The sequence below is a fragment of the Paraburkholderia sp. BL17N1 genome (assembly GCF_003634175.1).
GTDB lineage: Bacteria > Pseudomonadota > Gammaproteobacteria > Burkholderiales > Burkholderiaceae > Paraburkholderia.
Map to the genome: position 1 here is coordinate 1144423 of NZ_RBIW01000001.1, position 11759 is coordinate 1156181.

The window sequence follows — 11759 nt, forward strand, 5'->3', positions numbered from 1 at the left end:
CGCTCGTTCTCGGTGCCCGCGAATCGTCGACGGAGCTCAATCTCAGCGCGACTGCATCCCTCGCCGGGCCCCGACCCGTCAAGAATTCCGGAGCCGGTCAGGGCATAAAGCGCGCAGCACAGTAGCGAGCGCATAGCCCATGGGTAACAATCCCCTGCTTCATCGCGAGGTCGACGACGTCATCCGTCGAACTGGAGACGAACGCAACAGGCAGGCACCTCATTAGCGCACCATTCCCGTTGTCCCTCTCCCGGTTAGGACCGGCATGGCTTGCATCGACGCCCCGTTTCAATGCGCCGAGAGCTCGTCGCGTCCGAATTCCCACGTCGAAAGTAATCGGTAATTCACCGACGTCCTTGCGATCTCAGACGTCCTGATGCAACGGCGAGCGCAGCGGATTGCCGGCGAAGAGCGATTTCCACATTCGCGGCGTGAGTTCATGCACGCGCGACGCCGGGTGCTGGCCCACGCGCTGCAGCACGTCGACCAGATAGTCATAGGGATCGATGTCGTGCAGCTTGCACGTCACCAGCAGGCTTTGCGCAATACCGATTTGCCTGGCGCCGAGTTCGGTCCAGCAGAACATCCAGTTCTTCTTACCCATTGGGATGGCGCGCAGCGCGCGCTCCAATGAATTCGTATCGATCTCGACGTCCGGATCGTCCAGATACAGCAACAGGCCTTCGCGGCGCTCGCGCACATAGGCCAGTGCTTTCGTGAGCGGACTGCTCGGCAGCAAGCCTTGCGACTCAAACTGCCTGTCCACCCAGACGAAGAACTGCTGCGCCGCCGGCTTCGCATATTGCTGCCGCCAGGCGCGCTTGCCGGAGCCTGTCAGGCCCTTCTGCCGAATGTCTTCCTCGACGCGATACAGCGCGCCGATATGCTCCAGCGCTTCGGCTACGCGTGCCGGCTCGATCTCCTCTGCCTTCACGAACGCACGTCTGCTGTGCGCCCAGCACTGCGCGTGGGCGAGTCCCGTCTTCTTCGCATACCAGGCGTTCGCCTTGTAGCCGTCCGTGTGCAGGACGCTGCCAGTCGCTGCGGTTTGCCCGAGCAGTTGCTCGACGTGCTCCTGCCGCCAGCTCGGCTGGTAGTGGAAGCATATCTCCTCGCGCTCGCCCATTACCGGCCAGAAGTACGCCGACTTCATCTTGCCCGGGCCGTCCCGTCCGGCCTTGACCGGCGTCTCGTCCATGCGCTTGACGCGCGAGCTCAGGATCGATTGCCACTGCGCGTCGTGGATTGGCTCGATGAGCGCAATGGCCGCTTGCGCGATCTGCGTGAGCCACTGCCGCGACACGCGGATGCCACATTGGGCAAGCCGCTGATGTTGACGGTACAGTGGCAGGTGGTACACCAGCTTGTCGATGAGCAGCCCGGCGATGAACGACACATCGGCGCGGCTGCCTTCGATCACACCAACCGGCGCCGCAGGACACGACAGTGCCTGCGTATCGCGCCGCTTGATCACCGGGCGCACGTACCTGAGCACGACATAGCTGCCGGGACGCTGGGCCAGCCGGTGGCTCACACGCTCGCCGATTACTTCGTAATCCTCGGGATCGAGCCCTTTGGCCTCGGGGTTTGCAACCGGGATGACTTCGACCGGTACCTTGCCCTCGTCGAAGAACAGCGTCGATTCGTCGACATCCGCACGCCTGGGCGTGGCGCTGCGCTCGTGCCCGGCTATGCGTGTCTTCCTGCCTGGAGCCGGCGCATCGGGCACGGCATCGAAGGCTTCGCCCAGCGTGCCTTGTGCCGCATCGGGCTGTACGATGCGACGCTCGCTCTTGCGACCGAACAGCTGGCGCTGGAACCACGCGACTTGCGCGCGCAATTGTGCGTTCTCGCCGAGCACCGTATCGCATCGCGCCGACAACGCCGCCACGTGCGCGGTGAGCGCAGCGATGGTCTCGTCGGTGGCGGCAGTCGATGGCATGGCCACCATCATAGGGCAAGGTATGCCTCATGGCGAGGGCCTCACAGGTGATTGTGGCTGCGGGTGCCGGTAACGATGCCGCTGCCGGATGACCTCGATTCCCTCCAGCAACAGCTTCAATTGCGTGACATCAATCTCACGCGTATCCACCCGGTCCCAGTTGGCCAGAAAACGGCCTTGCTCGAGCCGCTTGGCCCAAACGCACCAGCCGCTGCGATCGAAGTAGAGCACCTTGATCTGCGTGGCACGACGGTTGATGAAGGCGAACAGATGCCCCCCAAGTGGATCGACCGGCATGCTGTGGCGCGCGATCGCGTACAAGCCATCGAACGAACGCCGTATGTCCACGGGGACGCCGTACAGGAACACGCGCACCTGCTGTTCCGGAAAGAACATCAGCTTCTCGCGATCGTGAGAACGATGCCGCCGGGCAGATCGAGGCGGATCGTCAGATTCGCCTGTCCAGCAGGCGTGCCCGGCTCGATGTGCGTGTCAGTTGCCGCAATGGTACCCAGATCGACAAAGGCTGTGCCTCCGGTGGACACATCCGCACCACGCGGTGATGCCGGGCCCTGCAAGCGCCGCCGCCAATGATAGAAGCGAAACTCCGACACCGCCTCATCGCGGCAAAACGCTTTGACCGTCTGTCCGCACTCTGCGAAGCGCGCCAACCGCTGCCGCCATGCAGATTCCAGTTCCTCTCGCTTTGCTGTTGTCCTCATCGTCTGCTCCTGATCGCACTGAACGAGGAGCATTCTGCAACGACACTTACGCGAACTCTATAACGCTCGTGGCTTACCGCTTACGGCCGACTGGTTCGCTCCGTCAGACAGGTCCTCGCGTTTTCCGGCCGACGTTGCTCATTCCTATGTCTCCGCGAAATGGCGAGAAAAGCGACTCGCGAACTGGACCCCAACAACATTTTGAGATACGACCGCAGCATAGCCCGTAAGGGCCGACGTGTAATGAGTTTCCTCGGGCATGTAGCGGAACATGCAATTTGGGCGGAATCCCGGACTTTCGCTGGCTTGACACTCGATACGCTATCACTCAACTGGCTGAAGGTACTATCATCCATTCCCTCCCGAGTTGGCCCGAAAGCGTTCCGGATTCGGTCAGTGTAACCTGCCAGCTCCGACTGGCCCTGTTCCCGAGTCGGCCACTGTGGGCACCGCTGATGCGGCGACCGCGCCGCATCGCGGCGAGCAGTGGTAGCACAAGGTGATGGAAGAGATGGAGCGCTAGGCCGCGCTTTGCCGACCGCTCCAACCGCTGCACTTCTACAGCGACAAATCGACCCTAAACCAGCGCGCCAGTCCTTCCGGCAAACATGGAGGCGGCGTCTCGATCGTCAGATCCTGATCGGTGACGGCCTCGAGCACGCCGCCCTGCTCCTTCTCGTTCAGTTCTTCCTCGTCCAGGGCGTCCACGGCGAAGTCCGGCTTGCCGAGTAGCACCTCGAAACGTTGGGCACGGGCCAGTAGCACGCTGTATTGGAAGCGCTCGTAGCTCTGCTGCTGGAACGGTATGCCGACTTGCACGAGCCCGGTGCCGGGTTGATCGGTCCGGCTCGCTTCCGCCAGACTGCCTACTCGGTCAACACGGCCGATACGCTGCTCCAGCCGGGCGGGATTCCACGGCAGATCGTGATGGATGATCTCGGCGCATTCGCGGTGCAAGTCGATCCCTTCGGAGCCAATCGACGTGCAAATCAGAATATCCGGCGCCAGCGGCGAATTGAAGGCCGCGCATAGCACGATGCGGCCGTCGTGCTTCATTGAGCCGTCGAGTGTGCGCACCGCGTAATCATCGTCCGCGTTGTTGTCCTTACTTACTTCGTCTTGGCCCTTGTCGCCGGCGCGGCTTCGCTGCAGGTTGACCCCGCGCCACAAGCTGCGGCGGCGTGTGTTTGTATGGTCGTCGGTATTCATGGAGCCGTTCGCTTCGCACAGGTTCAACAGGAAGCGCACCATGCGCCGCCACATCGATTCACCCATGCCGCGCGGCGCACGTACGCCGTAGTGGACAGCACGAATGATATCCGCCATGCGCGGATCGTCCGACTCATTTGCTAGCAACGGCCCCAGATACGTGCGGAACAGGTCAGGACGCAGCAGCACCTTGCGCAAACCCGTCTGAAGGTCCAGCACCGTGTCGAAAAAGCCCGGCGCGACCAGGCGCGCGTCAGCGTCAGTGTTGGCTGCGTCCACGAGCAGGCTCGCTTCCGACTCGATCAGCGCCCACAGGTACTTCGCGAAAGAACCGGTGTCGTCGCCGTCCCAGAGATTCAACGGACGTTCGAAAAAGGTCGCGGCGTGACGGTTGACCAGCTCCTCGACGGCCTCCGCCGAGTCCGCGCTCGTACCCTCCCCCGCGAGAAACGATCCACCGAGCCAATGTTGCTCCTTACCATCCGACATCGCCATTTCGCGTAGCAGTTTGAACAATCGCATGGCCGGCCTCCGCGGACCCTGAGTGCGGCCGAACTCAACCAGCAGCCATAGGTCGAGCAAACGAAACACGCGCCGCTCGGTAGCGCTCACACGGAAGCGCGAGATGCAGTTGAGCGCGAATGCGACCGCCTTGGGCCGCCATTCCGTCAAAAGACTCTCCATCTGATCTACCTCGAGTTCCGAGGCTCGCGCAAAGATGCGCGCCAGCGGCAAGTCGACGAACGCAGCCTGCTCGAGCAGCGTCCTGCGCTTCGCACCCAAGTCGAGTTCCGTTGCTTCGGTCGGATTGATGCGCGATTGCAGCATCGCACCGATTTCGTTGAGCGTTTCCACACGTTCGCAGAAAATCAACGTCTTGCGGCCATTTTTGTAGTTGGTCAAGGCCCGTTCGACGGTCGCGCGAACCTTTGGATGTTCGCTCATAGCGAGCGCACGCCGGAACATCGCCATGTACTTCGCCGTTTCAGCGCTGAAGTCACGTTTTTGCTGGGCCATCACGGCCGCGCTGCTTTCGAACGCCTTCACGCTCGACGTCAGCCCGCTCATCAGACGCGCATTGGCCACATCGCGTTTTCCATCTTCCGCGCGCGTCTGCTGATCGAGCCGCATTGCCAGAAAATGGATGAAGGCATCGCTATCACGCGACATGCCTTCCACGTCGTACAGCATCGTACGTTGTATCGCTGGACCGTCGTCGAAATCTTGCCCGGCATGAAACGAACGATGTCCGCGCGGCTTCAGATGACGAATCGCAATCTGGCGCTGCAATGCCGTGAGTTGATCCACGGCCTTGCGATAGGCCACCGAGGCATGACTGAACGCGCGCAACGTCGGACGGGTGCCCGGATCGGAGATCAGATCGGCAAGCATCTCTTCGACGGCCTCGGTGCTCGCCCCCTCGCACAATGCGCTCAGACGCGCAACACTTTCGTCGTCCTCGGAGAGTGCGTCCCACGCTTTCTGAAAGATCTTGTTGGCGCTCAGGCAGGTGGCGACCACGCCGTTCGCGCGATAAATTTCGTCCAGTACGCGATATGTTGCACCGTTCCTGTCGGCCGCGAAGTCGAACACGGTACGCATTTCGCGCTCTTCCAGTTGGAACGGTGTGGCTGAAAGCAGCAGCTTGTTAGGGATCGAAGGCGAGAACGTCTTGCTGAACGCCTTCGCGCCGTGCTTACCGCCCTTCCAGTTGTGTACTTCGTCCACCACAGCCAGTTCGATTCCGGACTCACGCAACTTCTGCTGAACCACAGCGTTCATCAGGTCCTTGAAGAAGTCCCTGATTGAATTGTCGTCCGCCCCGGCCCGCAACGACGACCAGCGTGCCTTGAGATCTGGATCGTCGTCGCGCGCCCTGATAACGCAATCGTAGGTGCGATACAGATCGCTAGACGCCAGTTCCTTGAGCGACTCCTTGGTGGTCTTCGGCAGCAAGATGTTGGCCTTGCGCAGAGACCGCAGCAACGCGTCACGAGTGGGCGCATGCAGGCCCGTCACCAGCACGCCAAGCACGAAGGTGCTAAAGCGCCGCGTATCGGCCTGATCTGTTCGCGGTCGGTCGAGAGACGACATGCCCAGGATCAGCACGTTGGGCAAGTATCTTTCCTGCTTGGCCGCAAACGCCTTGAAGGCGTCCTTGAACCAGTTGCAGGCATCCTCGCTGTCGTCCGTCCGCAGCGCGGCGAGATGCGCGCGCATGGTCTGGTCCTGGGTGGCCTTTAGTTCGTCGAGGTAGCTGAACCAGCCGGTCTGCGAATACTCAGAGGCGAATTCCAGCGCCTTCTTCGAGCTTTCATCGAAGCCCTCGATATACCTGAACGCGCTACGCCGGGACAGGTACTTATTCTGGCACGCCCATTCGTAAACCGATTGCAGAATGCAGCACATCGTTTCCGGCCAGATGCGGCTGATAGTGGTGTTCTTATAAGGGTGAAGACACGCTATCAGTTCCCAGTAGCTATGCACGACGAGCGGACGCAACGTACGCTTGCGCGCCCGGTCCTGCCCGTTCACGTAAAACGCCGAAAAGCTGCGTAATTCCTGCTCCCACTTCGCGCGCAACACCGCGCTCGACGGTGTGATCAGCAACGCGCGGGCGTCGGCGCGGTTCGCGCCCAGCAGCCTAGCTGCGATCACGCCCATCGCGACGTACGTCTTGCCCATGCCAACTTCATCGGCGAGCAACTGCGTGTCGAATCCCCCCTCGAAGCGGGTGAGGAACTCGCGCGCCGTGTTGCGCTGGCGGTCCCAATCCTTCTGGAAGTTCGGGCGTTCAGCCTCCGCGCGAATAATCGTATCGAATCGTTGCGAACTCAAGATCAGAGACCCTCGTGGCAGAAGCTGAGATATTCCATGACCGCAGCGTCATGGTGTTGCGCGGGCAACTTAGACTTGAGACGTATCCACAACGCGCGGCCCGCGTTCGATCCGGCAGCGAGTTCGCGAGCGAACAGTACCAGTTCGCCCAGCTTGAACAACGAATCCGCGCCGGATCGCGGCTGGCCCTTTGCGTCGCGCGAGAGAACGTCGGCGAAGGTTGCGAGCGGTTCTTCCACCTCGTCCCGCCATCGGCCGGGCCGCTCGGGAAATGGCGCTTCGAGGCAAAGCGTCGCGCGTTTGCGAAAGGCCTCCTGCACACGCCCGAACAGATTCAGATGCTGCTGCATCCCGATCACGATATTGCGTTCGCGCATGGCGCGAATCGCAGCCGCCGGATCGTCGTCGACGATGTTCGGATCGCCCGGCACGAATTCATCCGGATCGCGGTCACGCGGCAACCGCTCCTTAAGGTAATGCAGCATCCAGTCTTCCGCAGTGGACAGCACATAGCGCTCGCGCTGCTGGAACAGCGCGGCCGCATGCCGGAACGGCAGGTAGTAGATGCGTTCGGACGCGCCGCAGCGCACGAACTTCAGATTGCGCGCGCCGATGATTCGGCCAATCAGTTGCGATTGATCAAGAGGATTCGAGCGCCCATTGGTGAAATGAAGGGGTAAGCCGCCCCAACTCACGTCATAGTCCGCCAGTTGCGCGAGATTGATCGTGTCCGCACGCACGTCGAAAACCATCAGTTCCGAGTTCGGCATTTCGACCAACTCGATGCCCTGGACGAACTCGGGGTAATCGGGTTGATCCTGGTAATCATCCTCGGACTCGGGCATTTCGTCCGGCGTGTTGGACGGCAGATCACAATAACGGTCGATCTGCTCTGCGCTCAGCCCGTTGCAAATCGCGCCGAACAACTTGTCGACCGAACCGCGGTGCACGCGTGCCACGCCCATTTCGTGATTGTCGCCGCACCATGCCTTGCGGGTAAAATTGGCGCTGCCCAGATAGACGAGCGTTTCGTTGCCGCGCGCCAGCACCAGCACCTTGGCGTGGAGCTTGCGCGTGATCGCGAGCGCGGCGAGGTCAGCCGGCTGATTGGCCTGCGCGATGCGCTCACGCTCGCTCTCGGTGAGGGTTTCTGGAATCAGAAACAACCGGGTCCCCGGCAGCGCTCGAAAATGATCGCGGCAAAGATGCTGGGCAACCGGTGCGTCGGTCACGACGTCGAGCGTGTTAAGGGAAGGGAAAGTCCGCTTCAGATCCTGGGCGAACACCTCGCCCTGCGGGCTGCGGTCGAAAAACGGCGACACGGCGATCACGCGCTCTGGCAGCGCGTCGCCAAATGCATTACGCCACGCGCGTGCGAGCGCTTCGAGGCCGGTGACACCGTCGTCGTAGCCCTGATGGATCAGGATCGCGCTCTCCTTGTCTTCCGATGTGCCCCAGCGGTTTAGCCGCTGCCGGACCGACTCTAGCGCCGCAGCCAGTGGCCTCGAATCAAACGACGAGTAGCCGCGCACCAGCACCTCGACAAATTCGCGCAGTACGGCGAGGTCTGCCCTTTCGCCGCTCCCGCCGTCGCCCCACGTGAAGGTTTCGAAGACCTCGCGATTGGCAAAGAGCCCCGTGCGTGTCAGGTTCATTGAGCCAAGTGCGAGATGCACCTGACGCTGCGTGATCACCAGATAGGCTTTCGCGTGATGGCAGGTCCACGCCTTTGCGCGCACCGGCAGCAACTCCATGAAATGCGGCAACTGGTTGTGCTCGCGCGTCTTACGCGCGTCGTAGATCATCACCGGCACGGTGCGGAGCAAATCTGCGATGTCCGACGTACGCGCTTCCGGCGCCGCGCTCAGCGAACGCCGCAAGGCCAGGTTCAACACCTGCTGGTCGTCGAACTCGTAGCTGAGCACCACCACGTGCTGCAACGCGTTGTCGCGTTCGTTGCACGACTCGAAGATGCTTGTGAAATACTCGCGCAGCGATTCAACCTGCTCCGTCATTGCACGGTCTCCGTTTGGGGAAACGCCCAGTCGTGCCAACTGCGGCACTTCTCAAAGTGCCATTGACGGCGATAAAGATATTGAAGGCCGTCGAGTTGCGCCGCTGTGCCGTCCGATGCCTTATCGAAGATCGTCAAGGCTTCTTCAAGCGTGCTGCGATTCACACGACCGGTCACCAGCAGTTCGTCGTGGTTCACGATCGGCGAGGTGCCCTTCGCGGTCTGGTGCTCGATGTGGTGATCGACAACGCAGCGCGTCAACGCCGCGAAATCGCCCGTCGATTGCGCCACGCTAGCGAACAGGTGACGCGAGTCGTGAAAGGCGGGCGCGGCGACGTATTGCGCGGCCAATGTCGTCACGGCAGCTGCCAAAGATTCCGCGCCCTGCGGCAGTACGTCCCTGAACGTGTCGCCATATTCGAGCGACGCGATGCGAAGATCAAGCACGAACTGTGTAGCGGCTGCGAGCCGCTCGAAGCGTGCGATAGCGGTTAGTTCGACGGCGAGGCCTTCGTACTGCTGGCGTGCATCGGTCCAGAAAGTCTGATAAGCCGATGCGTTCGCAAAACCCGCCTGCAACGTTTGCCATTGGGGCGGCGTGCGCCACAACGGTTCGACGCGCGGATTTTTCTTGCACCAGATGTCGATGAGCTCACGCCATATCTCGCTTTCCCCCCGCGAGACCGACGCGTCAAGGCCGTAGTGCTCGCCGGCCCGTTCAAAATCACCTTGCGAGACAATGTGGTTGTCCTGCCACGTCGCCAATGCATCCCGGAACCGCCGCGCCTTGTTGCGCGACGAAAACGCATCTGCGAGATCGCGGCCCAGCGGACTCAACGTGCGTCCGTCCCGTTCGACAAGGCCCCAACGTAACGCCGCACTGCTGTAATGACCGAGCGTACCGTAAGAAAGACGTTGGTAAATCGGATGACGCTTCGGGATACCACCCAGGTGAACCTGCTCGCGTAGCAACCTTTGATATTTCGTTACATTGATAATCGACGAATTGACCGACGCGTTGGCGATACCCCAATAGATTTCGAGTGCGCGGAATCGCTGTGACAAATGCTGCTCTTTGAACGTCTCGGCGGCGAGCTTGTCGAGAATACCGCACAGCGAACTCAGGTAGACGGGTCGAATCGTCAGAACCGTGAACTGCGGGAACAACATGTCCTGCAAAGCGCCTGCTGGCCGGCGGAACCCTAATGGATCAATTGCTTTGTCAGCGCTTTCAAGTACCACGTACTCGGTGAATCGCATTCCTTCCGCACTCCCAGACTTTGTTCTTTTCGTATTTTCCCAAGCATGACGTCTGCGTCGCTACAGGCTGATCTACCGGCGTGTGATCCAAGGTACATGACGGATCCTTGCCAGGCTGGGCGATTGTGGAAAGTGATGTGAACATCCGTTTCTTTCTTGAGTTCGCTTCCAGATCGATTCCGGCCTGCCGTCATCGGTCAACGCTGCCGGCGTGGCAGCGCGGTTGACGCACTTAACGCGTAGCGGCTGCACTTGTTATCGGCCTGACCGGCGAATTCTTTAGCTCGCGCGACGCAAGTGTCGTAACACATTGTCAGGCACCGCTGCAACAAATCGTGTCCTGTGTTTGTCCGATCTCGAAGAGGCGAGGCGCTAGGTGTGATGGTCGATACGCAGGGCACACAAAAAGTCGCGAGCGGTCACTGCGATGAGGTCCCTTATGTTGAGACTGATCGCGTTGGTGTCGAACGCCTTCGGCATATGGGTCAGATCGGCATCGTATGTCACGGACACGGAGAGATGCCAGCGTCAGATTAAGGTCCTACAGGTTTACAGGTATATCTATAGTAGGAGTTAAGGAAGGTCTGCACAACCCGCTTTTTGAAGCGTTATCTTTCACATCCTGCGCGGCCTCGGCGTTCAGATTTTTGTCGGTGAGTTGATTGCCGGAGTTTTTTCCGCGCACCGGAGCGCTCCAACCAGATATATGGCCTTCATTGGCCCGGTGTTTCAAGCTTTGCGCAAAGCTCTACGTGCCATCCATAGATTGCCCAAAGCAAACAGCGTGGTGATCTGGGCGGTGTTCTTCATCAAACCACGATAGCGGGTCTTCATGTAACCGAACTGCCGTTTGAGGATGCGAAACGGGTGTTCGACCTTGGCCCGGATACCCGCCTTCAGGCGTTCGATCTGATCGTATATCGCGTCCAGCGAATCACTCAGATCCAGTTTCCTTCGCTTTGCCGGTCGCATTGCAACATGCCAACGAACCGCGTCAGCCTCACATCGCTTTTCGATACCCAGATATCCGGCGTCCGCGTACACATCCGTTTCTTCACCATGCAGCAACGCCTGGGCTACCGTGATGTCGTGAACATTGGCCGCCGTTCCAATGACCGTATGGACCAGGCCCGAGTCGGCGTCCACGCCGATATGCATTTTCATCCCGAAGTACCAGTTACCACCTTTCTGCGTCGATTGCATTTCAGGATCGCGCGTGCCGGAGCCATTCTTTGTCGAACTGGGCGCGGCAATCAGGGTGGCGTCGACTGCCGAACCAGCCTTGAGCATCAGGCCTTTCTCCGTCAGGATTTCATTGACCAGCGCCAGCATTTGCACCGCCAGTCCGTGCGTTTCCAGCAGATGGCGGAACCGAAGAATCGTGCTTTCATCCGGCAAGCGAACCATCCCGCCGTCGAGACCCGCGAACTCGCGATACAGCGGCACGTCATAGAGTGCCTCTTCCATAGCAGGGTCTGACAAACCGAACCATTGCTGCATGAAATGAATCTGCAGCATCGTCGCAATCGGGAACGGCGGCCGACCGGTTTTGCCCGTGGGATAGTGCGGCTCGATCAGCGCAATCAGCTTCAACCAAGGCACAACGCGTCGCATCTCATCGAGAAATTCCCGCTTGCGCGTGCGCTTCGTTGACAGATCCAGACCAAGACCAAGTTGCGTCATCACACTGCTCCTCACCCAATTAGCTCTGTTTCCCAGGATAGCTCAGCAGCAACACAATGCCAGGACTTCTGCAGACCTTCCTTAACAATGT

7 protein-coding genes are annotated in these 11759 nt (G+C 60.3%); all 7 read right to left on the minus strand.

The window, feature by feature from the left end; all coding sequences use genetic code 11:
- Positions 1-364: 364 nt before the first annotated feature.
- Positions 365-1951, minus strand: coding sequence for an IS66 family transposase (locus B0G82_RS04950; protein ID WP_121308615.1), 1587 nt, complete (start codon positions 1949-1951; stop codon positions 365-367).
- Positions 1952-1969: 18 nt separating this feature from the next.
- Complete coding sequence (gene tnpB / locus B0G82_RS04955) at positions 1970-2338, minus strand: IS66 family insertion sequence element accessory protein TnpB (RefSeq protein WP_121306810.1); 369 nt, start codon at positions 2336-2338, stop codon at positions 1970-1972.
- Positions 2338-2697 (minus strand): hypothetical protein, encoded by a 360-nt coding sequence (locus tag B0G82_RS04960; RefSeq protein ID WP_147439446.1) that lies wholly within the window; start codon positions 2695-2697, stop codon positions 2338-2340. The genes tnpB and B0G82_RS04960 overlap by 1 nt, the downstream gene beginning before the upstream one ends.
- A 525-nt stretch (positions 2698-3222) precedes the next feature.
- Entirely contained in the window at positions 3223-6711 is a 3489-nt protein-coding gene (locus B0G82_RS40380; RefSeq protein WP_241974478.1) for a helicase-related protein, read from the minus strand.
- A gap of 2 nt (positions 6712-6713) precedes the next feature.
- Positions 6714-8726 (minus strand): hypothetical protein, encoded by a 2013-nt coding sequence (locus tag B0G82_RS04970; RefSeq protein ID WP_121306812.1) that lies wholly within the window; start codon positions 8724-8726, stop codon positions 6714-6716.
- Entirely contained in the window at positions 8723-9895 is a 1173-nt protein-coding gene (locus tag B0G82_RS04975) for a hypothetical protein (RefSeq protein WP_121306813.1), read from the minus strand. Before B0G82_RS04975 ends, B0G82_RS04970 begins: the two co-directional genes overlap by 4 nt.
- 819 nt (positions 9896-10714) lie before the next feature.
- Entirely contained in the window at positions 10715-11668 is a 954-nt protein-coding gene (locus B0G82_RS04980; protein ID WP_116149560.1) for an IS5 family transposase, read from the minus strand.
- Between the last annotated feature and the right edge of the window lie 91 nt (positions 11669-11759).

What these genes read in the sequence shown, in the direction of transcription:
- B0G82_RS04950 (WP_121308615.1), bottom strand. Translation starts at nt 1,951, where the DNA reads ATGGTGGCCATGCCATCGACTGCCGCCACCGACGAGACCATCGCTGCG.
- tnpB (WP_121306810.1), bottom strand. Translation starts at nt 2,338, where the DNA reads ATGTTCTTTCCGGAACAGCAGGTGCGCGTGTTCCTGTACGGCGTCCCC.
- B0G82_RS04960 (WP_147439446.1), bottom strand. Translation starts at nt 2,697, where the DNA reads ATGCTCCTCGTTCAGTGCGATCAGGAGCAGACGATGAGGACAACAGCA.
- B0G82_RS04970 (WP_121306812.1), bottom strand. Translation starts at nt 8,726, where the DNA reads ATGACGGAGCAGGTTGAATCGCTGCGCGAGTATTTCACAAGCATCTTC.
- B0G82_RS04975 (WP_121306813.1), bottom strand. Translation starts at nt 9,895, where the DNA reads ATGTTGTTCCCGCAGTTCACGGTTCTGACGATTCGACCCGTCTACCTG.
- B0G82_RS04980 (WP_116149560.1), bottom strand. Translation starts at nt 11,668, where the DNA reads ATGACGCAACTTGGTCTTGGTCTGGATCTGTCAACGAAGCGCACGCGC.